The sequence below is a fragment of the Pedobacter sp. AK017 genome, from assembly GCF_014200825.1.
GTDB classification, from domain to species: domain Bacteria; phylum Bacteroidota; class Bacteroidia; order Sphingobacteriales; family Sphingobacteriaceae; genus Pedobacter; species Pedobacter heparinus.
On record NZ_JACHCW010000006.1, the window covers coordinates 196887 to 219145 of the forward strand.

General features: G+C 39.7%; 29 protein-coding genes. 23 read left to right on the top strand and 6 right to left on the bottom strand.

Going from position 1 to position 22259, the window contains the following annotated elements; all coding sequences use genetic code 11:
- Positions 1–64: 64 nt before the first annotated feature.
- The 20 genes from HDC92_RS10590 to HDC92_RS10685 all read left to right on the top strand — a co-directional run bounded on the left by HDC92_RS10590 (position 65) and on the right by HDC92_RS10685 (position 17645).
- Positions 65–346, top strand: coding sequence for a hypothetical protein (locus HDC92_RS10590; protein WP_183874311.1), 282 nt, complete (start codon positions 65–67; stop codon positions 344–346).
- A gap of 2 nt (positions 347–348) precedes the next feature.
- Positions 349–945 (top strand): hypothetical protein, encoded by a 597-nt coding sequence (locus HDC92_RS10595; RefSeq protein ID WP_183874313.1) that lies wholly within the window; start codon positions 349–351, stop codon positions 943–945.
- Between the two features lie 103 nt (positions 946–1048).
- On the top strand, positions 1049–2254 hold the full coding sequence (locus HDC92_RS10600) for a FecR family protein (protein WP_255484506.1): 1206 nt from the start codon (positions 1049–1051) through the stop codon (positions 2252–2254).
- A gap of 292 nt (positions 2255–2546) precedes the next feature.
- Positions 2547–6020 (top strand): SusC/RagA family TonB-linked outer membrane protein, encoded by a 3474-nt coding sequence (locus tag HDC92_RS10605; RefSeq protein WP_183874316.1) that lies wholly within the window; start codon positions 2547–2549, stop codon positions 6018–6020.
- Positions 6021–6036: 16 nt separating this feature from the next.
- A complete protein-coding gene (locus HDC92_RS10610; protein WP_183874318.1) occupies positions 6037–7422 on the top strand; it encodes a RagB/SusD family nutrient uptake outer membrane protein in 1386 nt (461 codons plus the stop codon).
- 91 nt (positions 7423–7513) lie between these two features.
- Positions 7514–9067 carry a TlpA family protein disulfide reductase gene (locus tag HDC92_RS10615; RefSeq protein WP_183874320.1) on the top strand — a complete coding sequence of 518 codons (1554 nt, stop codon included), beginning with the start codon at positions 7514–7516 and terminating at the stop codon, positions 9065–9067.
- Between the two features lie 6 nt (positions 9068–9073).
- Entirely contained in the window at positions 9074–9805 is a 732-nt protein-coding gene (locus HDC92_RS10620; protein ID WP_183874322.1) for a hypothetical protein, read from the top strand.
- A gap of 3 nt (positions 9806–9808) precedes the next feature.
- Complete coding sequence (locus HDC92_RS10625) at positions 9809–10267, top strand: protein-disulfide reductase DsbD domain-containing protein (RefSeq protein ID WP_183874324.1); 459 nt, start codon at positions 9809–9811, stop codon at positions 10265–10267.
- Between the two features lie 90 nt (positions 10268–10357).
- A complete protein-coding gene (locus HDC92_RS10630; protein ID WP_183874326.1) occupies positions 10358–10516 on the top strand; it encodes a hypothetical protein in 159 nt (52 codons plus the stop codon).
- 53 nt (positions 10517–10569) lie between these two features.
- Positions 10570–11187, top strand: a complete 618-nt coding sequence (locus tag HDC92_RS10635) for a hypothetical protein (protein ID WP_183874328.1) — start codon at positions 10570–10572, stop codon at positions 11185–11187.
- The gene (locus HDC92_RS10640) at positions 11168–11488 is read left to right on the top strand and encodes a helix-turn-helix domain-containing protein (RefSeq protein WP_012781080.1); all 321 of its coding nucleotides are present in this window, start codon (positions 11168–11170) and stop codon (positions 11486–11488) included. The genes HDC92_RS10635 and HDC92_RS10640 overlap by 20 nt, the downstream gene beginning before the upstream one ends.
- 146 nt (positions 11489–11634) lie before the next feature.
- The gene (locus HDC92_RS10645) at positions 11635–11937 is read left to right on the top strand and encodes a hypothetical protein (RefSeq protein ID WP_183874330.1); all 303 of its coding nucleotides are present in this window, start codon (positions 11635–11637) and stop codon (positions 11935–11937) included.
- The gene (locus HDC92_RS10650) at positions 11938–12360 is read left to right on the top strand and encodes a hypothetical protein (RefSeq protein ID WP_183874332.1); all 423 of its coding nucleotides are present in this window, start codon (positions 11938–11940) and stop codon (positions 12358–12360) included.
- A gap of 169 nt (positions 12361–12529) precedes the next feature.
- Positions 12530–12712: a hypothetical protein gene (locus HDC92_RS10655; RefSeq protein WP_183874334.1), complete on the top strand. Its 183-nt coding sequence runs from the start codon at positions 12530–12532 to the stop codon at positions 12710–12712.
- Positions 12713–12871: 159 nt separating this feature from the next.
- A complete protein-coding gene (locus tag HDC92_RS10660) occupies positions 12872–13477 on the top strand; it encodes a Crp/Fnr family transcriptional regulator (RefSeq protein WP_183874336.1) in 606 nt (201 codons plus the stop codon).
- Positions 13478–13554: 77 nt separating this feature from the next.
- A complete protein-coding gene (locus HDC92_RS10665) occupies positions 13555–14106 on the top strand; it encodes a MauE/DoxX family redox-associated membrane protein (RefSeq protein ID WP_183874338.1) in 552 nt (183 codons plus the stop codon).
- Positions 14107–14187: 81 nt separating this feature from the next.
- Positions 14188–14448, top strand: coding sequence for a hypothetical protein (locus tag HDC92_RS10670; protein ID WP_012781251.1), 261 nt, complete (start codon positions 14188–14190; stop codon positions 14446–14448).
- Between the two features lie 78 nt (positions 14449–14526).
- A complete protein-coding gene (locus HDC92_RS10675) occupies positions 14527–15573 on the top strand; it encodes a hypothetical protein (RefSeq protein WP_183874340.1) in 1047 nt (348 codons plus the stop codon).
- A gap of 207 nt (positions 15574–15780) precedes the next feature.
- Positions 15781–16422, top strand: a complete 642-nt coding sequence (locus HDC92_RS10680; protein ID WP_183874342.1) for a DUF6266 family protein — start codon at positions 15781–15783, stop codon at positions 16420–16422.
- Entirely contained in the window at positions 16419–17645 is a 1227-nt protein-coding gene (locus HDC92_RS10685; RefSeq protein WP_183874344.1) for a hypothetical protein, read from the top strand. The genes HDC92_RS10680 and HDC92_RS10685 overlap by 4 nt, the downstream gene beginning before the upstream one ends.
- 25 nt (positions 17646–17670) lie before the next feature.
- Here the strand turns inward: HDC92_RS10685 and HDC92_RS10690 are convergent, their stop codons facing one another.
- Positions 17671–18063: a type II toxin-antitoxin system VapC family toxin gene (locus HDC92_RS10690; RefSeq protein WP_183874346.1), complete on the bottom strand. Its 393-nt coding sequence runs from the start codon at positions 18061–18063 to the stop codon at positions 17671–17673.
- Positions 18054–18266 (bottom strand): hypothetical protein, encoded by a 213-nt coding sequence (locus HDC92_RS10695; protein ID WP_183874348.1) that lies wholly within the window; start codon positions 18264–18266, stop codon positions 18054–18056. Before HDC92_RS10695 ends, HDC92_RS10690 begins: the two co-directional genes overlap by 10 nt.
- Before the next feature lie 275 nt (positions 18267–18541).
- On the opposite strand from HDC92_RS10695, the gene HDC92_RS10700 reads away from it, so the two are divergent.
- From HDC92_RS10700 to HDC92_RS10710, 3 genes are all read left to right on the top strand, one after another.
- Positions 18542–19189 carry a DUF6266 family protein gene (locus tag HDC92_RS10700; protein WP_183874350.1) on the top strand — a complete coding sequence of 216 codons (648 nt, stop codon included), beginning with the start codon at positions 18542–18544 and terminating at the stop codon, positions 19187–19189.
- Between the two features lie 159 nt (positions 19190–19348).
- Positions 19349–19741: a hypothetical protein gene (locus HDC92_RS10705; RefSeq protein WP_183874352.1), complete on the top strand. Its 393-nt coding sequence runs from the start codon at positions 19349–19351 to the stop codon at positions 19739–19741.
- On the top strand, positions 19660–20175 hold the full coding sequence (locus HDC92_RS10710; protein WP_255484507.1) for a C40 family peptidase: 516 nt from the start codon (positions 19660–19662) through the stop codon (positions 20173–20175). The genes HDC92_RS10705 and HDC92_RS10710 overlap by 82 nt, the downstream gene beginning before the upstream one ends.
- A gap of 167 nt (positions 20176–20342) precedes the next feature.
- On the opposite strand, the gene HDC92_RS10715 is transcribed toward HDC92_RS10710, so the two are convergent.
- The 4 genes from HDC92_RS10715 to HDC92_RS10730 all read right to left on the bottom strand — a co-directional run bounded on the left by HDC92_RS10715 (position 20343) and on the right by HDC92_RS10730 (position 22126).
- Positions 20343–20999, bottom strand: a complete 657-nt coding sequence (locus HDC92_RS10715; protein ID WP_183874354.1) for an ATP-binding cassette domain-containing protein — start codon at positions 20997–20999, stop codon at positions 20343–20345.
- Positions 20981–21304, bottom strand: a complete 324-nt coding sequence (locus HDC92_RS10720) for a hypothetical protein (protein WP_183874356.1) — start codon at positions 21302–21304, stop codon at positions 20981–20983. Before HDC92_RS10720 ends, HDC92_RS10715 begins: the two co-directional genes overlap by 19 nt.
- The gene (locus HDC92_RS10725) at positions 21297–21578 is read right to left on the bottom strand and encodes a hypothetical protein (RefSeq protein ID WP_183874358.1); all 282 of its coding nucleotides are present in this window, start codon (positions 21576–21578) and stop codon (positions 21297–21299) included. Before HDC92_RS10725 ends, HDC92_RS10720 begins: the two co-directional genes overlap by 8 nt.
- 335 nt (positions 21579–21913) lie before the next feature.
- Positions 21914–22126: a hypothetical protein gene (locus tag HDC92_RS10730; RefSeq protein WP_183874360.1), complete on the bottom strand. Its 213-nt coding sequence runs from the start codon at positions 22124–22126 to the stop codon at positions 21914–21916.
- Positions 22127–22259 lie beyond the last annotated feature (133 nt).

A 22259-nucleotide genomic window follows, 5' to 3' on the forward strand; every position in this document is an offset into this window, starting at 1 on the left:
CCAGACCAAACTTTAATCCTGTTTATTTGTAAATTAGTATATTTGTATATATAAAACATTGAAAATGACCACAAGAAGTATCAACGATCAAGTCCGCGTTATTAAAGACGCAACGGAAAAGGCATCCAGATCTAAGAAGGCTGCTATCGAATTCTTACGTCAGGCCGGAATTATAAGTAAAATAACTTATCGTGGCATAAAATTCGGGAAATCCAGATCAATGGATGACTCGAATGGAAACGCGACTTCAGTAAGACAATTGGTAAGCAATGATAAAGTAGGTTCACCTGTAAAAGCTACCGGTTCGAAAAGTGCCTATACCAAAAAAGCTATTTCTAAAAAATAACTATGCCAAGCATATCATCTGGTTATATCATTGGCTATCATAGCTGTGACAAAGAAGTTGGATTGCGTTTGATCAATGGAACTGATGAACTTAAACCAAGTAGCAATAAATGGGATTGGTTAGGAGAGGGTATTTATTTCTGGGAAGATGATCCGAAAAGAGCGTTACAATATGCAATTGAAAATGCAGCGGGTGTGCAAAGGAATAAACAAGCTGCTAAAACACCTTTTGTAATTGGTGCTGTAATTGATTTGGGCAAATGCCTTAATCTTGTAGAAACTGAATCACTTGAAATCCTGACAGAGGCGCACGATGGGTTAGCTAAAGTTATGGCAATGGCAGGCTATGCCATGCCAGTTAATAAAGGAAAGAATAGGGCTCTTGATTGTGATGTAATCAATTATATTCATCAATCTAATCTTGCAAATAATAAAGAACCCTATGATAGCATCCGCTGTGCCTTTCCAGAAGGAGATCCTGCATTTGAGGGCTCGTCAATTACATCTAGACTCCATATTCAACTATGCATTAGATCTCAGGAGCTAATTAAGGGATATTTCCTTCCAAAACCAATTGCGAAATTTAATCCTAATTTATAGGGAATACCGTTTTGGCTGTAATTGGCAACTTTAATTAAAATTTTCTTAAAAATAATTTAATACCAATGTAGGGTTCTTCCTTTTTTTGCCGTCTATATAGGAAATGGCATTCGAAATGGAAGAGAACTTTGACAGGACGTATTTAAGACAGCTTGCTTATAAATGGAAAAATGGCAAACTGACTGATGTTGAACAACAATATCTTGATGATTGGGAAAACAGTCATTTGGATGATTTGTTGTTGCTGTCGGATGATTCTGGTGGTCCGGAGGTTGTAAAGCAAAGGATGCTGGATCATTTGCTGTCGGAAATGGCTGTGGTAAATGTTAAGAGTAAGTCTTACAGAATATGGCCACGTATTGCAATTGCTGCCGCTGCGGTAGCAGCCATTGTTTTTGGCGTGTTCTTTTTTAAAGCGCCAAGTAAACCTAAACCTGCTCAAGGAGCTACAAACTATACAAACGACATTGCCCCGGGTAAAAACACCGCAACCCTAACCCTTGCCAATGGTAAAACCATAATCCTAAGCGATGTTAAAACCGGGGTAATTGTTGATGCGAACAGTTTGAAATATAACGACAACACCCTCATCCCGACCGAAGGGCGAGATCTCTCGTCGTTTCGCTCTGTAGAGATGACGAGTTTAAGCACCCCGCGTGGCGGTACCTACCAAATCACCTTGCCCGATGGCACACGTGCCTGGCTAAATGCCGACACAAAAATTTCTTTCCCTTCACAGTTTATTGGTAAGGAACGCAAAATTTTGCTAATAAATGGAGAGGTGTATTTTGAGGTGGCGAAAAACAAGGAGAAACCCTTTATTGTAGAAACCAGCAGGCAAGTTGTAGAAGTTTTAGGAACGCATTTCAATATCAGTGCCTACAAAGAAGAAGGCAGCACTAAAACTACCTTGCTTGAAGGCAGTGTTGCTGTAACCTCTACCAGGGCGCGGCCTAAAAAGCCAAACGAAAGGGCAATTGTTTATCCGGGTACTGTGCTCAAACCCAATCAGGAATCCGTTTTGAATGAAAATAACGAGCTGGTTTTGAAACAGGTTGATGCCAGTGAAGCCATAGCCTGGAAAAACGGTGAATTTATTTTTAACGACGAGCCTTTAGAAAGCATTATGCGAAAACTGGCCAGGTGGTACGATGTAGAGGTGATTTATCAGGATGTGGATAAAGCCAGACTCTTTGGGGGTGGGGTATCACGCTACGACAACATTTCAAAAATCCTGAACAAAATGGAAAAGACGGGTGGCATACATTTTAAAATTGAAGGGAAAAGTGTAACGGTAACAGGTAAATAATTTATATACAACAAAAACATTAAATATTAACCAATTAAAAAAGCCAAGAGAATGATGAGATTCGATTACTGCCGTAAAAACGATCCTTAACCGGGTATAAAAAACAACCAGACCTTTGGAAGACCTGGTTGAAGTTTGGCATCAGCCAATAAAAATATCAACTATTTAACCGCAACATGCCTGGTTTTCGACGACAGGGGCATGATGCAAGAACCAAACTATAGCGTAAATGTACGATATTAAACCACGAATTGGTAGGCCTGTACGGCTATACCATAAAATATTGCTAGTTATGCGACTAACCACCGTTATATTAATAGCATCCCTTATGCAGGTCAGTGCAACAACGCTGGCCCAGCGTATCACTATAAAAGGCAATCCAATAAGCCTGAAGGCTATTTTTACCGAGATTAAAAAACAAACAGGCTTTCAGGTATTGTACCAATCTGCACAACTAAGCAAAGCGAAACCCGTAAAAATAGCCTTAAATAATGTACTTCTTGAAGAGGCCATGCCACAGATTCTTGCTGATCAGCAGCTGGATTTCGAAATAGAGGATAAAACCATAATTATAAAAGAAAGATCCCCTTCCCTGCTAGACAAGCTTAATTCCGTCATTTCGAACGTGGTGAGGGACCTTACCATAAAAGGCCGTGTAACAGACCAGGATGGGAAACCACTCCCAAACGCAAGTATCCGGGTAAAAGGGAAAAGTGCTGTTACGAATACTAACCAGAATGGTGAGTTTGAGATCAAGGGCGTAGATGAAGATGCGGTGTTGTTGGTGAGTTATGTGGGGTTTAAGACTTTGGAGATTGTGCTGAAGGATGCGGTGATGCCGTTGGAGATTAAGTTGAATGTGGCGACTGGGGAGTTGGAGGAGGTGAAGGTAGTGTATAATACAGGGTATCAGGAGTTGAATAAAGAAAGGAGCACTGGAAGTTTTGTACAGATAGACAATAAGCTTCTGAACAGAAAGGTGAGTGTCAATGTTTTAGATCGGTTGGATGGAGTAACGAGTGGTTTGGTTTTTAATCCAAGTCCTAGCCTGAATTTCAATGAGCCTGCTATTAGTATTAGAACACGAAGTACAATTTTTTCTAATACTCAACCATTAATTGTTGTTGATAATTTTCCATACACAGGAGATATCGGTACCATCAACCCAAATGATATAGAGAACATTACTGTTTTAAAGGATGCGGCTGCGGCAAGCATATGGGGGGCTTATTCAGGCAATGGGGTAATTGTTATTACAACTAAGAAAGGAAAGTACAATAATCCTCTAAGTATTGCCATTAATAGCAATGTGACTGTTGGAGAAAAACCGGATTTGTATTATCAGCCACGGTTAAGCTCTTCAAACTATATTGAGTTTGAAGAATATCTATTTAACACTGGATACTATTCGTCCCTTGAAAACAGTGCACTTAAACCCGTTTTATCACCAGTTGTAGAGCTATTGATTAAACGGAGAGATAAGCAATTATCCAATCAGGAAACTTTAAATCAACTGGATATCTTAAGAAATACGGATACCCGAAACGATTTAAATAATCACTTTTATCGAGTAAGTGTAAGTCAACAACATAGCTTGAATTTTTCTGGAGGTAGTGAAAATCAACAATACTTTTTTTCGGCCGGGTATGACAAAGATTTAAAAAATGTAAAAGAGAATGAATTTGATCGAATTACTTTAAATGCAAATAATACATATTCCCTTTTCAATAAACGATTAGAACTCACAAGCGGTATATATTTTTCGAAAAATAATATACAAACTAATGGAATTGCAAACATTTATGCGCCCTACCCTTATCTCAAATTGGTTGGAGATAATGGCAAAGGATTGTCTGTCCCAATAGATTATCGATCAAGTTATTTGGAGAGTCTCTCAAACACTAAATTACTGGATTGGTATTATCGTCCATATGACGAGATTTCTGCTAGTGATAATACAAATCAACTTACAGATTATCGAATCAGCGCTGGTTTGAATTTTAGAATTATAGACGGTTTAAGCTTAAAAGTAAACTATCAATATAACAAAGACATTTCCGAAACCAAAATGCTAAATGGTGTGAATAGCTATTTTAGCAGGAACCAAATTAATAAGTTCAGTCAAGTTATTTCCGGAGGTGAAGTAACCAGGGCGATTCCCATAGGTGGAATTCTAGATAAAAATAACAATTTTTTTGAGGCACAGAATTTAAGGGGTCTTTTGAATTATGAAAAGAATTGGAATGCTAAACATCAATTGATCGTAGTTGGTGGGATGGAGGTAAATAAAAGAGATAGTTATGGGGAGAGAAGTCGTCAATACGGCTATAATGAAGAAATGGAAGCAGGAGTAATGGTAAATTATTTTGCAGACTACCCAACGCTACCACTCTCTGCATTGGGAAAAATTACAAACCCAAATTTGAATCCGACATCTGCGTCATATGATCGGAACATCTCTTATTTTGCTAATTCAGCTTATACTTATAATGAAAAATATACTCTGTCAGCAAGTATAAGAAAAGATGAATCTAACTTGTTTGGAGTTAAGGCAAATCAACGTGGAGTACCTCTGTGGTCCATTGGAACTTCCTGGGATTTAAGTAGAGAATCATTTTATAACTTAAGTGCAATACCTTATTTGAAAATCCGATTGACTACTGGATATAACGGGAACTTAAATAGAAGTCTTTCAGCAGTAACAACTGTCACTAATACCGGCGTTCTCAATGCATATAATGCCCCTATCTTATTTATAGACAATCCACCTAACCCGTCTTTGAGATGGGAGAGGATCAATAATACCAATATTGCTATTGATTTTAAAAGTAAAAATGACAGAATCAGTGGAACTATAGAATATTACAAGAAGAAAAGTAGGGACCTTATTGGAACAAGCCCAATCGACCCAACGACTGGTGTTGTAACTTTTACTGGTAATACTGCAAGTACAGAAGGACAAGGTGTAGATTTTATATTCCATACAGTAAACATCAATGGTGCTATTTCCTGGAATTCAGATTTTTTATTTAGCTATGCGAAGGATAAGGTGACAAAATACGACCTAAAAATAAATGGTATTTCTAGCATTGTTGGTAGCGGATTAAATCCAATTATTGGAAATCCGGTAATTGGTGTTTATAGTTATAAATGGGCGGGGTTAGATCCAATAAATGGGGATCCACAAGGATTTTTGGATGGAAGAGTCAGTAAAGATTATTCTGGCTTTTCGAGTTCAACAAACCTTGATAACCTCAATTATCATGGGGCTGGTAGACCCATTATTTTTGGTGCTTTTCGTAATAGCTTAATCTGGAAACAGTTCGAATTATCTATAAATGTAAAGTTTAGTTTCAATTATTTTTTTAGAAAACCCTCAATTAGTTATTCACAAATTCTGTCAGGTGTCGCGGAAGGTGGAAATGACGATTTATATGCAAATAGATGGAAAATGCCTGGGGATGAGCTTCATACAACTGTACCATCATTTGTAACTCCAAGCGCAGCCTCAAATAGAGACCAATTTTATCAGTATTCAGAAGTAAATATTGAAAAAGGTGATCATATACGTCTTCAAGATATTAAATTTAGCTATCAAATTCCGAATCTAAAAAGTAAACTCTCGTTAGTTCGTAATATTTTGGTATACGGATATGTAAATAATTTGGGTGTAATTTGGAAGGCTACAAATTCAAACTTTGACCCTGATTATATTTCAGAATTACTACCACGAACCTACGCATTTGGTGTAAGAGCTAATTTTTAACTTAAATCGATTAGACATGAAAAAAGATTTCCATATTATTATATTTCTTTTACTAACATTTGGGTTTTCAAGTTGTAAAAAAGAGTTTTTAGAAAAAAAGCCAATATCTACAAAGGTTATACCTTCAACATTACAAGATTTCCAGCAGTTATTAGATCAAACGTTTATTTTTAATGAATGTCCAGCCTTAGGAGAAATCTCAACCGACGACTATCAAATAAATGAAGTATCCTATCTATCCTCCCCAACGAATGTGTATGAAAGGAATGCCTATGTTTGGGCAAAAGATATTTTCCCCGGGGTAGAATCAGTTCCTGATTGGAATTTTCCTTATCAGCAAGTGTTCTATGCAAATGTGGCACTTGAAGGTGTCAACAAAATAGGTATTACAAATGCCAATCAAGGGCAATGGAATACAATCAAAGGTTCAGCACTATTTCTTCGAGCTTTTGCTTTTTTTAACCTTGCACAAGTTTTCTCTCCTGCCTATGGAGGCGATGCCGACATAAATCCATATGGCATTCCCTTGCGATTAACATCAGGTATTGATGATGCAACAACTCGATCTACCGTAAAACAAACATATGATCAAATAATAATGGATTTAAAACAGGCCATAAACCTATTGCCAGAAGTGTTCCAATTAACCAATAGGAACAGGCCGTCAAAATCGGCTGCTGAAGCCTTATTAGCTAGAGTTTATTTAAGCATGCGAGACTATCAAAATGCAGGATTGTATGCAAACAGTTCCTTGGCTTTTTATAATAAATTGATCGATTATAACAGTTTGTCGATTACAGCAAGCTTCCCTTTTGATATTCTAAATCAGGAAGTTCTTTATCAAAGTAATCTCTTAACAACTAATCAAATCTTAACAAACATTCGAATTAATAGTGGATATAAAGTAGAACCTTCAATACTCCAAATGTATCACGGGAATGATCTTAGGAAGTTATTATTCTTCTCTGATGTTGGTAGGGTAAAAGGAAGTTACGCATCTAGAACGAGGTTTAGTGGTCTTGCAACCGATGAATTGTATTTAATCCGTGCGGAATGTAATGCAAGAGCTTCGAAAACCACCGAGGCTATGAAGGATCTAAACGACCTATTAAGAACTCGATGGAAAAAAAATCCAGATGGGTCTACATCCTATATTGATCAAACTGCTAACAATAGTCAAGAGGCTTTATCCAAAATTCTTTTGGAGAGAAGAAAGGAACTGATATTTCGTGGGCTGAGATGGATTGATTTGAGACGATTAAACTTGGAAGGGCAAAACATTACATTATCTAGAGCTGTAAATGGAGTAATGTATAGCTTAGCACCCAATGATCCGCGGTACGTACTTCCAATTCCAAATGATGTAATCAATTTAACCGGAATTGCTCAGAATCCAAGATAGGCACAATCAATTCACAAAATAAATATGGTACATGAATTTAAATTATAAAAACTGCATAGCAGTACTGATAATACTATGCTTTTCATTTCACTTGAAAGCACAGGAAAAAAATAATGGCGTTATAACAATACAAGGTAGTTACGTAGATACAGTTGATATTCCTGATTCCTTAATCTTGGAGATATATACCATCCCATTTCAATATAAATATAAATCAATGATAGCTAAAGTTGTGAAAGAAAATTTTCGTTTCTCAATTAATGGACTTTCAAGACCTCATAATATAACGTTAAAAAATGCTAATCCTAAGTGGACAGGAACACCAATATTAAATGATTTTATAGTGATGCCAGGAGATGATATAGCTATGCGATTAGGCACATATTTAAAAATGCCTAAAAAAGCTGTTAACGGCCTTGTATCCAATGACACAGTAATGCTGATGCATGAAGGTTTTAGAAAAATCTTTTTTGCTGGCACTGGTGCTGCAAAATACCAGTTTCTCCATGAACTTGATAGTAATGATATTCTTACTGTTCCAGTTGTTGAAAAGGATAACGTAAATAATATTAGGGAAACGAAACTGAATTTGGAAAGCGTAAAAAATCATTATTATGCCAATAGCACAGCAATGTCACAAATTCTTAGCAATCGTTATAAAATTTTACTTTTTAAAAGTAAAATTTTAGATAAATATAAGAGTAAGCTTCCAATAGAGACCTTTGAGCTGCTAAAACTCAAGCTTATTGCAGATGTAAACCATAATATTTACAATTTTAAGATAGCAACGATTGAAAATATAGAGAGAGATTTGAATGTCAGGCTCTCAGCCAATGATAAGGAGACTGTAAAAGACGAGATAAGCAAGTATCAAAAATTATATGATGATAGTTTAGCTGGATTAAAGCCAGCTGATGAGAGAATTGCCCTGATGCCCACAAATTATATACATCTATTGGTAGAGAAATCTATACATGAAGTCGGACATACAAATGCATATCAACATATTAAAGATATGTATTCAAGTTCACTACGAGATTATTTAATTACTTATTATTTTAAAAGATTTTTACCGCAAATAAGAAACAGAGATAGTCTATTAAATGATGCCATTACCTTTGTTAAGGATAAAGAATGTCAGCAACTACTAAAAAATATTGGAAGAAATGGCAAAGGTGTATTGGCTTATCAATTCGCATTACCAGATATAAACGATAAAATTGTTCGCCTTGAAGACCTTCGCGGTAAAGTTGTATTTATGGATTTCTGGTATACCGGATGTGGTGGTTGTTCTAATTACTATCAAAGCATTTTGAAACCGCTTGAACACAAATATAGGAATAATAATGAAGTCGTCTTCGTAACAGTTTCTATTGATAAAACTAAGTATCTATGGAAAAAAAGTATTGCAGATGGCAAATACACAGGACCTTCAGTCTCACAGAATGTCATTAGTTTATATACTGGGGGACAGGGATATAATCACGAAATCATTAAACATTATGGAATACAATCATATCCAAGACCATTGTTGATTGGAAAAGATGGTAAAATATTTTCGTCTGATTATCCTGTTCTTAGAAATGCCAAAGGTCTAGAAGACCAAATCGATCAAGCTTTGAAACAACAAATTACCACTAATTGAATAAATATGAAAAGGATATATAAGTTGCTCTTTATTGCGGCAATCGCTTTTACATCATGTAAAGATTTTAACACTACCAAACCTACTACAGCAACCGTCACAGTAATAAATGCAATAACTGACGTGCCAAATGTAAAGATGAATATTACTGGAAAAGCTATCAGTTGGAAGAATATCACACAGCAGGTTGCATACGGTGCGAGAGAATTCTACTATACCACAACTGGTTTGATAAGCCTGCATGTAGTTTCTGCATTAGATACTACAAAAGTATTATTTAATAATACCGTTAATTTGCAATCGAAGGTATATACGATGTATTTAACAGGGACAGCCGTGCAATCTGATACTATTTTTAGGGAAGAGATAAACTACCCATTCATAAGAACAGACCAAGTTAAAGTACCGTCGGAAGATAGTGTGGTTAATGTGCGCTTTGTAAACTTGTCGGTAGGCAGTCCGGCATTGAAAGTAAAGCTATCAACAGTAACAACTAATGAAGTCGATAATTTGCCCTATAAAGGAATCACTGCTTTTAAGGCTTATCCGGCAAGATTAACTTCCACTGCTTACAGTTTTCAAGTTAGACGAGTAGATACGGATGCTTTAGTAACCACCTTTAATTTCAGCGCAACATCTGCTAATAAGTTTAGGAATGTGGCATTGGTTATTAGCGGAGTGTTTGGGACCACAACAGGGACAGCTCCATTTGGAATAAGTGTGGTTAATTACTTCTAGGTTATGAAAAAAGTTCTATTTATAATTCTGGGTTTTGTACTGCTTGGTGTAACAATGCAAGCACAAATATTGAAACCTGTAAAGTGGAGTTTTACATCCGTGAAAAAATCTCCGAGTATTTATGAAGTGAATATGGCTGCGGTAATAAAGAAGGGGTGGCATATCTATAGCCAGAACACTCCTGATGGTGGGCCTTTGGCTACGAAAGTGACTTTTGCTAAGAACCCCTTGATACTATTGGGTGGAAAGACTACTGAGTTAGGTAAGCTGCATAAGGAGCATTCAAAAGAGTTTGGTGTGGAGGTGTGGAGTTATAGCGATAAGGTGGAGTTTGTGCAGGTTGTTAGGATGAAAAAGCCAGGCGTGAAAACAATCTTGTCCGGTATGGTGGAGTTTATGGCTTGTGATGAAAGTCAATGTCTTCCACCTGAGGAAATCCCCTTTAAAATTGAATTAAAATAACCTGGATTAGCACTCTCTAGGTGGTTAAGCTAAGAATGTCCGGAGCAGTAAATGAGCGTGCTGTTCCAGCTTCTTAAAAAAAAATGAATTATGAAAGAAACTAAAATGATACCCTTTAACCAGGAACCGGTATTGGATACCGAGAGCCTGATGGCAGGATTAGGCATCTCCAGACAAGAGGCAAATGACCTGCTCTGGAAAATGTTTGACGATGATATCATAGACCTGATACCCACGCTGGATGGCTGAAAGCCGGGGTGGTAAAGAAGAATTTAATGCTTTTATAATAAAATTTGAAATTAATGGGATCTGAAAAAATGAAATGTATCATGGCAAGGCCAGTTAGGTATGATATTGACCGGCATGTCCCCGTATTGGAAAAGGTGCTTTCGGCATTGCCAAACAATGGGCATTTAACCACACTACGGGAATATGCGGTTGATGATGAAACCTTACGGTATAAAATGGTAGCGCGTTTTGTTCCGCTGGATTATCTTGAGACTATAGCTTTATTGCAGGGCTTTATCCAGAATGAAAAAAACGGTGGGCATACCATTACCGAGGATAGTGAGGATGAAGTAGAAAAAATTACAGCGGCTTTGCTCTTAAGGGCTGCAAGCTGCAGTGCTGATGGTAAGATAGATGAAGCCATGGATATCGCTTTTGCGATACTAAAGGTGATTGAGCCGGCAATGGAAAATGTATATGATGAGGGTTACACTTTTCAATGCATTATGGAGGAAGCCTTTGATTTTATCACCAAGATGATTGATGAGCAGAGTTCTGTTAAAAAACAACAGCATTTACGTAATCGGTTATTGAAACAGCATGAAGAAAGGACAGATGCGGAGCGGTATTGCGACCATATGTGGGATGAGAATTGTTGGTTAAACGGTGAAGATGTCCGGAGCAGTAAATAACATCAGCCAAAAGCTGAGGGCTTTACGGAAAAATCGGGGTTGGACACAGAGCGATATGGCAGCGCAGCTGGACATTTCTGTTCCGGCTTATTCGAAAATAGAATGTGCACAAACCGAATTGACGTTGAGCCGCTTAAAACTGCTTGCTACTATACTGAAGGTAAAGGTTTGCTGGTTGCTGGACGAAGAAGAAGCTGTGTTGCATCAGGAGAATGAGGAGCTGAAAGAGAAATTGAGGATGAGCAATATAGAAGTGATGGGCTTGCAGAAAAGATTGCTGGCTTGTTTTGAACAAAGGTAAAATTAATGTCTCTCCTTTCATAAACGGGTGGGTTTATAATGGAGCCGGGGGTGTAAGCAGCTCCCGGTTTTTTTACTTCGCATCACATCAAAATATTGGAAATACAGGCAGAAAAATTATGATAAAGTGTATAACAAATTGAACTTATGATTGACAAAAATATTTTACTGGCCCGTTTCTGGGCAAATGCCAACCAGTTTACAACTGCCGACGGTATTGAGATCGACCTGCATGGTGATAACATTGTAGTGGTATCTACCACATTAAAAAATACAGCCGGAGACCTTCGCGAAATACAGATGATGGCAGAGTTTGGCCTGGATGCTTTTTTAGCCGAAATGGAAGTTCAACTGCTGGATGATGTGATGGAAATTGACCTGAACATGTTGTTTGCCTGGCTGATTGGCGGCACAGCAGGATACCATATCATGAAGGGAAACACTGAATAAATGAACATACTGCCATACATTGCTGCTTTGGAAAAGGTACTTGCAGAATTGCCGGAAAAAGGGCATTTGCTTACCCTTCGTGAATATGCCCTGGACGACCGGATCTTGCTGCACAAAATGATATTCCGTTTTTTAGACTTTAGTTACGCGGAAACAGTTTACCTGCTGAAAGGGCTGATCATTTATCAGCAGCGCTGGGGTGAGTTAAATGAAATTGCAAAAGAAGGGATAAGAGAAGTAAGCACAGTGCTGATGCGGCGGGCCAGGGAATACCAGCAAAGCGGAGAACTGGTAAAGGCCATGGAACTGGCCTTTGCGATATTGGTTACCGTTGAACCGGAAAAGGACCCTGAAGACCTGGTTTACTACGCCATAGTAATGGATGTGGTTGGCTTTATCACCGAACTGGAAAAAGATTACTGATAAAACCCTGGCCAGGAACAGCTGGGAAAGTTCTTTGACATAATGGAATTAATACAATATTTTGGAAGAAAAGTCAACATTTTGTAGTCATTAAGATATTAAATTAATTAATTATTAATATTTATAGGTTTGATTAGATAATAATTATATTTGTAATAAGGGGGTAACAATGAAAGTAAAGGAAAAAAAAATCTATTTAGGACAAACTAAAGGAACTATAAGTTCCAATGTTGGAGAGTATAGCAACGATCCTTACGTTTTAAAGAAAGCTGAACAGTCCCGGAAAACTCTAAGTAAAGTTGGTTTTCCTGCTGAACTTTTAAAGCTCCAGACAGAGCGCATGAAGAAATAAGCACAATATCTATTATTGAATACAATTGCAAGCCGCTGTTAGCGGCTTTTTGCATTTCTTATACCCCAGCTTTCGGAGTCAAATGCGTATTAAATCCATTAAAGAATGTTAGCCATTATTTGAATTAATCTCTTAATTAACCACTCAAACATCTACCTTATGAACACTGAAAATACCGGGACCCCGGTTGGCAGGCTATTGGCCTACCTGAAAAGTAAAATGCAAACGGAACTGACTGCTGCATTTAGTGCAGGCATTATACCCATGCTTAATGCCGATACTTTACCTAAACTATTATTGCTTGCAAAACCTGGTGACATTTTACAAACGGCCTTTTGGCTGGATATGGGTTATGGACGTGCGTATAAGATTTTGTACGACAAGGAAGGCCTGCCCTTTGAACGTACCATAGACTTTTTTAAGCCCCGAAAGATTATGCTGGACCCGACTGCTTTTTTTGAAGGACAGCCTGGTAATTGTTACCTGGAAATAACTAAAGATGCAGTAATAGTACCTTTTACCCGGGAAAATTTTAACCTGCTGCAGCTATCGGCACCGGAAACTTTAACGCTGGCCAATAACATACTGGCCGACGGACAAAAGGATGGACAGGAAAAAATGGAAATGCTAAAATTGCCTGCAAAAGCATGTTATGAAGAGTTTAAGCGAATATTTGGCCAGGGCATTGAACAGTATTTTCCACAAAAACACATTGCCAGCTATCTGGGGATTTCGCCTGAAACATTGAGCAGGTTAAGGCTGTAACGATTTTGATATTTGTCAATTTTTTGGAGCTTCCATACGCTTTACATTTGGGTATGAACACAAAACGATTTTGGCTTATGTTATTGATTGACGCCATCAGGTATCTGTTTATCCTGCTGTTTTTATACGCAGCATTTAGCAAAGTTTGGGACTTTCAGAAGTTTAAAGTGCAGCTGGGGCAGTCGCCTATACTTTCAGATTTTACTTTGCTGGTTACCTTGTGTATCCCTGCTATTGAGATCTTGATTGCTATAGGTTTGGCTTTTAGGCAGACCTTACTGCCAGCCCTTTGGGCCAGTTATGGCTTGATGATCATGTTTAGCTTGTACATCATAGTGATCTTGAAGTTCAGTGACAGGCCGGTTTGCCATTGTGGTGGTGTTTTGGAGCAGATGCAATGGTCGGAACATTTGTGGTTTAATGTAGGGTTTGTGGGATTGGGGATTGCTGGGTTGTGGCTGGGGTTTTACCGCCGGTTTCGTGATGCTGGTACGTCACGTCATCTCGAACCGCAGGGAGAGATCTCTTGTTTAGGCATAGTTCAAGAGATCCCTCGTCGCTGCGCTTCCCTCAGGATGACGGGGTGTGTTAAGGACGACCGCTTTAGGCATGACGACGAGGTGTGCTAAAAATATTCAATGCGCGTTGAACAGGTGGAAGCCGAAAAGCCTGGATACAAGAGAGTAGGCATTAATCTTATCATTCAAAAAATGAAAAAACAATTTTTCACATTCGTTATTGCGGCCGTATGTGTCGCAAGCACTGTATTTGCCACGGCAAAACCAACAACAAGTGTTTTACTGGGATCGCCTTACAACGACCAGGGTGAGTGTACTACCCCAGGCAATGTAATTGGTACCTGTGATGTAAACTACACAGGCAATGCCTGCCAGTTGCTGGCCGGTGGCGATGCTTACCTGCAGGATACAGAGACTGGCCTTTGTACCATCCCACTGTACAGACAAAACTAGTTTTTGATAGCTGTACATGCCCGCCGAACCTAATGGTTTGGCGGGCTGTTGATTCCAAACCTTGTAATCCATTAGCCTATGAAAAAATTCTACTACTTACTGATCATTGTTGCTGTACTTTCATCTTTACCTATCCTGTATTTAACTATCCGCTATGCGCTTAAACAGCGCGCTGCTACCTATAATTTTAAAAGGAACCTGCTTGGGGTGGTTAAAGGCCATAAGGCCATCGATATAAAATACAATTCGTATTACCTGGCCGGTGAGGCCGGAAGTTCCGTTTACCTGGCCAGCGGAACGGCCATTGGCCATTTGCTGAAGGTTGGCCCTTTGCTAAAGGATACGGTAAGCATTAGCCTTGAGCTGAACAGGCAGGAGGTAAAGTTAAAGGGCAGCTATAAGGCTTATGTAGATTCCAGCTCTTTTTACCTGTACAATGGCTTGGAACGCAGCATCCTGAAAGGCAGTACGGGTGTTTGGAAGGCATCGGTGTATGGGATAAAAGCGCCTTATTTTGCACAGGTACAACCTTTGGGCACACAAACGATGTTTTTCCGTTTTATAGATACGGATACCCGGGCCAACAGTTTGCGCAAGGTAAAAGGGAACGGAGAAAGCAAGAGCAATACCGGGATATTTGAAAAGCAGGTAGATGGTTTGTTTTGTACAGATGGCATGCTGAGGTATAACCGGCAGCTGCAAATGCTGACCTATGTGTACCATTACCGCAACGAGATCTTGCTGATAGATACCAACCTGAACCTGGTGAAGAAAATAAAGACCATAGATCCGATTGATTCGGCCCGCTTTAAGGTAGATCAGCTGCGCTCCGAAAAGTCTTTCACTTTTGCCTCACCCACCCTGATGGTAAATGCAAACTGTTCAAACCAGGGCAAATATTTGTTTGTGCAATCGAAACTGATGGGTAAAGGTGAAGACCTGACGCTTTTCAGGAAAAGTGCAGCAATAGATGTATACGATCTGGAGAAACAGGTGTACCGTTATTCGTTTTACCTGCCCAGGTACAAGGATGTACCCATAAGCAGTTTTAAGGTATTGGGGAGCAGCTTGTATGCGGTAGCAGGGCAATACCTGACCAGGTATGCGCTGGAACTGCCCTATTGAGGGCACCCTCGGTTGCAGTGTATTATTAATAGGATTTTCATTCGGGTATCCAAGGCCTCTCAAAGGCCTTGCGTAGGACAGTCATGGCCTTTGGAAGGCCTTGCTGATCCGGGTATGGGGCGATTGTTCAGATCGGCAGAACAGCAGGCCATCACCCTGTGAACTACAGATGGCAATTATCATAAACCTTATAAAAAACAAAAGACTATGGCAAAATTAAAGAAAGGGATTTTCGGCCCTTTATCCGGAAAACTGGGCGCAATAGTAGGGGCCACCTGGATGGGGATCCCCTACATCCGTCAGGCACCCAAACAAAAAACTGATCCTGCCCCGCGGTCGGCCGCCAGGCTTGCCAATGAGGAAAAGATGAAGTTTGTAAACAACCTGCTGGTGCCCTTCCATCCTTATGTAAATATCGGCTTTGCCAACCTTGCCATTGCCAAAACGGCTTTAAATGCAGCTTATTCGCGCAATTTTCATCAGGCTGTAACCGGTGTTTATCCCAATTTGGGGGTTGATTATACCAAAATGGTAATCAGTACCGGGGATTTGCCGGGCTTAAATAATCCGGTGATGGCCTTAACGGCCCCCGATGTGATTGGCCTGACCTGGGCACACAACACCGATGCAAGGGCTGCCTTTGATGACCAGCTGATGCTGATGTTGTACTGCCCCGCGCTGAAGCTGGCCGATGGCTTTATTGGTGGGGTTAAGCGCATAGATGAACGTTTGGTGTACCAGTTTTTACCGGCGCTGGTTGGTAAAACCCTGGAGGTTTATTTGGGGCTAACGTCTTTAAACCGCAAAAAAATAGCCGACAGCGTTTATTTAGGGAGGATTGTGCCATGAAAACGCATACTACCAAAACCCTTCGCGAACTGGTATTGAATGTTATGGATTCCGAAAAACACCAGATGAGCCCACACGAGATTGAGGTATGGTTGCAAACCATGCCAGAGATTACCAGGGAAATGTTTGAAGCCCTGCACTTTTTTACCAGTCATTTGTTTAATAAAACCATGATTTGCCGGCAGCTGCAACAAATTCATAAGGAATGCATTTACCTGCTGGACAAAATTGACAAAATGGGTGTATTGGCAGCAGAGATGGAAACCCTGAGGCTTGCGGTGATCAAATGCCTGGACCAGATTGTGGGACAGTTGCTGGGCGATTATTCAAAATATCTGGAGTTTGACATTCTGATGCCGTTGCGACACCTGCGCAGCGAACAGTTAAAGCTAACATCGGGGATGAAAGCTGTCCAGGTATTATTTGATATGCTTAGCGTGTCGGCGAAGTTTCAGCAGGTAATCCTGACCTGCATGATTGATGTGCAAAAAAGCAGTCGTTGTTTTTATGAACGGATGGTTTATGTGCAGGCTTTGCAGGAAGGTTTGCTGGAGCTTTGCAAGCGCTCACATAAGTCTTGCATTACTGCAGATTTGTTGCTTTTTTTAGTGGAACGGAACTATAATACAGAGGCTTTTATTGCTTATTATAAAAAAGTGGTTGTAGATGACCTGGTTGGGATGGTAGAAGAAAATGACCAACTGAAATACCTGGAGCGGTTGGAGCGTGACCTGGCCAGCCGCCCGTACCGTAAATTCGTTTTCTGCTACGACCATAGGCGCAGCCGGGCCAGGGACGTGCTGCACGCTTTTGTACAATCGGAATTAGACATGCGGCAACGGGTAGCTGAGCAGCGCAGAAAGGCAGAAATGGAAGCATTCAGAGCTTCGCAGACGGTAAAAGCTAGGGTAGAAGGAAGTGGAGCAGGAACGGTCACGGCGCAGCTACCTGTATATAAGATCCATACCCCTTTAAGTGTAGATGCTCTGGCTTATCTGTTCAAGTTGCTAATTACTGCTAAAGTAATCGAGCCAGGGGTAAAGACGGAGCTGTTTGCTTTTCTGGCAGGAATCTTTCAAACTCCGGGAACGGGTTTGAATGGTATTTCGCCCGGAAGTTTTGAAACCAAATATAAGCAGGTGGTGCAGAGTACGGCGAGGACGGTACGGGTATTACTGATAAGAATGTTAAAAATGTTGGATGAGGAGTTTGGGTTGGGGTAGGAATAGCTGCCCAATTAATGGCTGATTAAAGATCGAAAGGATTGATTAAATCTAACCCTTTTATCTTATTGAAATCTTTGGCATTTCGGCTGATTAAAGTAATCTCATTTACCAGTGCTGTAGCAGCGATAATTGCATCTGGTAATTTAATGGTATAAGCTTTACGGAGTTCTACCGTTTTGTTTTTAATATCTCGTTCCAGCTCGAAGACTATGGAATCTGCCAGGAAATTTTTTAGTACAGTAAGGTCTTTATTAGTTGCTGTTTTCCAGCATAGAAGCTCTATTTCCGTAATAGCAGAAACGGCAGGAATTGATTCTTTAAGGATGCCATCCATAAAATCTTCGGCTTCCTTAGAAAAAAGCTGTTGAAGATAATAAATAGCTGTATTGGTATCCCAAAGATAATTTATTCCCATTCGTTTCGTAAATCGTCTAATTGTTTTTCGATTTCGCTTAATGGTTGGGCAGTCATTGCTCCTTTATATTTAGTGATTAAATTTTCAGAACTTGAATTGACTACTTTCTTATCTTTTCGAACACGTATAATTTTAAGCTGTTCTAAATCTTTCAATAGATTTAGAGCCTTATCGTTTAAAACGTCTATTGTTAATGTTGTCATAATACAAAATTACTTAAATTCTTTCACAATAACCACATCATCAATTCGAGGATATAATGTGGTCCATGGCATTAACTTAATAAAAATTTTGTTGTGTTTGCTACCAGTTGGCTAGCTTTTTAGCTTTTCGGATAGGGGGTACCCGTACCCGTGGGACTGTTATAGCTTTTTGATTTTATTTCTCTTTGTTGCGGCATTGCTGCTGATGAACACTGCAGGGTTTTGAGGATGAATGCCGAATTAACAGATTTATTAACCTTTTAATCCTTAAAATCATGGGTATTATCAGACAGGGAATCCTTGGCGGGTTCCGAAACAAAACAGGAAGTGTGGTGGGGGCTTATTGGCGCAACCGCGATGTGATCAGGGGTTTGCCCCGGGTAAGCAACAAGCCGGCAACCCAGGCGCAGATTAACCAGCGGTTTAAATTTGGCTTGGTTACGGGCTTTCTGGCACGCCTTTCCAGCTTTATTGACCTGGGCTTTGGTTCGGGGAATGGCTCGGCAAGTGCGATGAATGAGGCCGTATCCTATCACCTGCGTGAAGCCATTACCGGTGTAGCACCCAATTTCAGTATCGACTACAGTAAATTGAAGATCAACAAAGGCAAGCTGTTGCTGGCCAATGGCATAGAAGTGGCCATTACCGTGGCTGCCCGTATTGACTTCAGCTGGCTGAACACGGTGCCTGATGGCAAGTACAAGGATGCGACAGACAGGGCCAATGTGGTGGTGTATAATCCGGCAAAGGACAGCTTTGTGACTTTGCCTGGCGCTGCTGCCCGTTCGGCCTTAGGCTACAACTTGTTGCTGCCCGCCGATTACAGCGGTGATGAGGTGCATTGCTACATCAGCTTTAGCTCGGTAATTCACAAAAAACTGGTATCTGATACCTTTTATGTAGGAGAGTTTATTGTGCTGTAAGCTGAATTGAAATGGAAGGCTGTTTGGCTTGCTGATTTGCAGTTTAGGCGGACACAGGGTGACGTGCAACGTGCAAACAGCGCCCGGGCAGCCTTCTTTATTACAATCGTCATCTCGAACATTGTGAGAGCTCTATAATCTTAAATTAAAATTAATGTTATGAATACTTTGAAAATAATAAGGAATGGTGTTGCGGAAAGCGAGCCATTTGTAAATAGATGGCCCGGTTATACAGGGTATGTATTGCTGGGCATACTGCTGTTGCTATGGCCCTTGGTAAGGCAGTTGCTTATGCATTCGGATCCTACGGCTGGTTATATCGACCAGAGCATCTGGTTGCTGGTGCTGTTTAGCATGATCTGCTTTATGTTGGTTACCGGATTATGCTGGTGGTTGCTGCAGCGGTTTTGGCTGAGTTTGGGTTTGCCCGCTTTGGGCGATATGGTTGAACAGTTTAATTCGCTTGTGTTATGGCAAAAATTGGTTTTTTATTGGGCATCGTTTGGCTTGCTGCTGCTGGCAGCAGTTGGAGCTTTGGCCGCAATATTATAAGTTATGAAAAGAATAATTTCATCGAAATTGCCCGTTCGCAAATCGGGATTAGGGAAACAAATTGTGAAAATTGCGGTGTCGCTGTTAAGGGATATCTTAGTTACGTGGGTATCAAATCGCCTGCGCCCTGGTGCGCGGCGTTTGTGAGTTGGTGTTTTGGACAGGCCGGTTATGCACGGCCCCGGACAGCCTGGTCGCCTTCTCTCTTTCCGCGTTCTAGGCTGGTTACTGCAGCTAAACCGGGTATAGTGTATGGGCTTTACTTCCCTAAACTAAAAAGAATTGGACATTGTGGGATAACGGAGCGGTTACAGGGAGATTTTATAGTTGGCTTGGAGGCGAATACCAGTCTGGCCGGATCAAGGGAGGGCGATGGGGTGTATAGAAAAGTAAGGCACAAGCGCAGTATTCATCGCTATGCGGATTGGTTGTAACAAATAAAAAAACTTTTTCTTTTAAAAGAAAGGGGTATAAGCAGGAAAGTTTATACCCCTTAACTATTTACAGATTTTTTATTTCTGTAATGCTGAGTTCGGGCAGAATTCAAATGCCTCTCTGGGCAACAATTCTACAATTCTGACCATAAACTTTATTTTTAAACTCATATTATATTTCTCAGGTAACCGTGCAATTGTAAATCTTCGACACCTTTAATCGCATAGTTGCAGCCGTTATGCAACAATACAATTCTGTCGGAAGCATTTATGATCTGCTGATAATAGTGATCAGTTAAAATGATTCCTTTAAGTTCTTTAAACCTCAACAGGTGTTGCTGCATTTCTTCAATCAATACCGGCGAAACCTGGCTAAAGGGTTCATCCAATAACAAAAATGTCTTGTCACTATAAAGGATCAGCAGCAGCTCAACCAATCTACGTTGCCCGCCCGAAAGCTCATCAATTCTGCTGTTTTCATGTTCAGCAATGATCTCCAATCCCCGTAGTTCCTTACGGTATTTATTGGTATACATTTCGATAAGTGGCTTTATTTTTAAGTGGCCCGGAATAAAATAATCCTGCGGCAGGTAAGCTACCTCGCCCGTTAAATATGCACGGTTAATTTTCTGTTCACCCAGCTTCATGTACATATGATCGGGTTTTATACTTCCAAACATGATTTTTAACAGGGTAGATTTCCCGGAACCATTACGGCCCAATAAACCTACTGTTTCGCCCACATTGCAGCTTAAGTAAACATTATTCAATGCATAGTTTTCTCCGTAGCGATGCGCAACACTATCTATATAAATGCTTTGCATAGTCCAGTCAACAATAAAACCAATAGGAAAACTAATAAATCTACGCCATACAGCCAGCCAAAAATCATCCTGTAGCTAAAGCCCAGATTGCGGAAATGATAATTTCTTGGCTGTAAAAACATTTTTTCAACTGCTATACAAATTCCGTAAGCCACAGCTTTCATGAACAAAGCAAGCATATACAATGGATAATGATTGTAGCCCTTATCCCAGAAAATTACCAACATGCTTATGCTTACAAATGCATTCAATGCTATCGTAAATTTAAAGTGCTGCTGGTAAATGAAGGCTATTTTTCTAAGCATCTGCGTTAGTCTTTGATTTCACGGGCTTGACAAACGTATTCATATGGGTCTTTAAGGCCATCCAGACTAAAATGGTTGCTGTTGCACTGAATATTGTTCCAACAATTCCCCCAATAAATCCAGAAAATGCACTTAGTTTATCATTATCAATATTTCCGAAGAAACTAACATGCGAATGAAAAGCGAAGTTGAAGACGGTAAGAATTATGATAACAACCCCTAGTATCGCAAAGATTAATAGAATATAGTCCTCAGTGTTTTTCTTTTTAAGCATAATAGATTCTGTAAAAATGATTTATTTAATCTGGTCCTTGAACTCAGTTGAAAAATTTAGTATTCGAAATTAACAATATTAAGTTAAATCATCACAGTGAACTCTAGCGTAACAAAAACGTGCCATCCAGTTTGCTGGCAAAATATATAAAGATGAGATAAAGTAAGCTGGTTTCCTTGGTTATGCGATTTGAAGTTTTTCCAATTGCTCAATATGGAAAAAGACATCTCAAACGTGCGTTTAATGGGAGTGCCGTTTAAAATAGATAAAATGAGAAAAAATTAGTAATCTGAATGCCATGGAATGATCCATGGCATTCAGATTTGTTATAAAATTTATATTTTTTCTATTTCGTCAATAGAAAGACCAGTCGTTTCAGCGATTATTTCAAAAGCTATTGCTTTGCTCTTGAGATTGCAGGCAATTTCCAATTTCTCTTCCAGCTTGCCCTCTTCCTCTGCTTTTTTTTCTGCGTAGCGAATACCCGCATTACAATCAGATTTTGCTTTCACATCTGAGTCGTACAATTCACGTTCTTCTTTAGACATTTTAAGCGTTTAAATCCGTAACCGAGACGCAGGCGAGCTCATGAGGACCAAAATCAATAAAAGCTACCGAATAATCGGTGAGTGGATCAATGTAACGGCTGTTCTTTTCTGTCATAAATTATAAGATTAGTTT

Coding starts and splice junctions, on each gene's coding strand:
- HDC92_RS10590 (WP_183874311.1), top strand. CDS start 65: ATGACCACAAGAAGTATCAACGATCAAGTCCGCGTTATTAAAGACGCA.
- HDC92_RS10595 (WP_183874313.1), top strand. CDS start 349: ATGCCAAGCATATCATCTGGTTATATCATTGGCTATCATAGCTGTGAC.
- HDC92_RS10600 (WP_255484506.1), top strand. CDS start 1,049: ATGGCATTCGAAATGGAAGAGAACTTTGACAGGACGTATTTAAGACAG.
- HDC92_RS10605 (WP_183874316.1), top strand. CDS start 2,547: ATGCGACTAACCACCGTTATATTAATAGCATCCCTTATGCAGGTCAGT.
- HDC92_RS10610 (WP_183874318.1), top strand. CDS start 6,037: ATGAAAAAAGATTTCCATATTATTATATTTCTTTTACTAACATTTGGG.
- HDC92_RS10620 (WP_183874322.1), top strand. CDS start 9,074: ATGAAAAGGATATATAAGTTGCTCTTTATTGCGGCAATCGCTTTTACA.
- HDC92_RS10625 (WP_183874324.1), top strand. CDS start 9,809: ATGAAAAAAGTTCTATTTATAATTCTGGGTTTTGTACTGCTTGGTGTA.
- HDC92_RS10630 (WP_183874326.1), top strand. CDS start 10,358: ATGAAAGAAACTAAAATGATACCCTTTAACCAGGAACCGGTATTGGAT.
- HDC92_RS10635 (WP_183874328.1), top strand. CDS start 10,570: ATGGGATCTGAAAAAATGAAATGTATCATGGCAAGGCCAGTTAGGTAT.
- HDC92_RS10640 (WP_012781080.1), top strand. CDS start 11,168: ATGTCCGGAGCAGTAAATAACATCAGCCAAAAGCTGAGGGCTTTACGG.
- HDC92_RS10645 (WP_183874330.1), top strand. CDS start 11,635: ATGATTGACAAAAATATTTTACTGGCCCGTTTCTGGGCAAATGCCAAC.
- HDC92_RS10650 (WP_183874332.1), top strand. CDS start 11,938: ATGAACATACTGCCATACATTGCTGCTTTGGAAAAGGTACTTGCAGAA.
- HDC92_RS10655 (WP_183874334.1), top strand. CDS start 12,530: ATGAAAGTAAAGGAAAAAAAAATCTATTTAGGACAAACTAAAGGAACT.
- HDC92_RS10660 (WP_183874336.1), top strand. CDS start 12,872: ATGAACACTGAAAATACCGGGACCCCGGTTGGCAGGCTATTGGCCTAC.
- HDC92_RS10665 (WP_183874338.1), top strand. CDS start 13,555: ATGTTATTGATTGACGCCATCAGGTATCTGTTTATCCTGCTGTTTTTA.
- HDC92_RS10670 (WP_012781251.1), top strand. CDS start 14,188: ATGAAAAAACAATTTTTCACATTCGTTATTGCGGCCGTATGTGTCGCA.
- HDC92_RS10675 (WP_183874340.1), top strand. CDS start 14,527: ATGAAAAAATTCTACTACTTACTGATCATTGTTGCTGTACTTTCATCT.
- HDC92_RS10680 (WP_183874342.1), top strand. CDS start 15,781: ATGGCAAAATTAAAGAAAGGGATTTTCGGCCCTTTATCCGGAAAACTG.
- HDC92_RS10685 (WP_183874344.1), top strand. CDS start 16,419: ATGAAAACGCATACTACCAAAACCCTTCGCGAACTGGTATTGAATGTT.
- HDC92_RS10690 (WP_183874346.1), bottom strand. CDS start 18,063: ATGGGAATAAATTATCTTTGGGATACCAATACAGCTATTTATTATCTT.
- HDC92_RS10695 (WP_183874348.1), bottom strand. CDS start 18,266: ATGACAACATTAACAATAGACGTTTTAAACGATAAGGCTCTAAATCTA.
- HDC92_RS10700 (WP_183874350.1), top strand. CDS start 18,542: ATGGGTATTATCAGACAGGGAATCCTTGGCGGGTTCCGAAACAAAACA.
- HDC92_RS10705 (WP_183874352.1), top strand. CDS start 19,349: ATGAATACTTTGAAAATAATAAGGAATGGTGTTGCGGAAAGCGAGCCA.
- HDC92_RS10710 (WP_255484507.1), top strand. CDS start 19,660: ATGGCAAAAATTGGTTTTTTATTGGGCATCGTTTGGCTTGCTGCTGCT.
- HDC92_RS10715 (WP_183874354.1), bottom strand. CDS start 20,999: ATGCAAAGCATTTATATAGATAGTGTTGCGCATCGCTACGGAGAAAAC.
- HDC92_RS10720 (WP_183874356.1), bottom strand. CDS start 21,304: ATGCTTAGAAAAATAGCCTTCATTTACCAGCAGCACTTTAAATTTACG.
- HDC92_RS10725 (WP_183874358.1), bottom strand. CDS start 21,578: ATGCTTAAAAAGAAAAACACTGAGGACTATATTCTATTAATCTTTGCG.
- HDC92_RS10730 (WP_183874360.1), bottom strand. CDS start 22,126: ATGTCTAAAGAAGAACGTGAATTGTACGACTCAGATGTGAAAGCAAAA.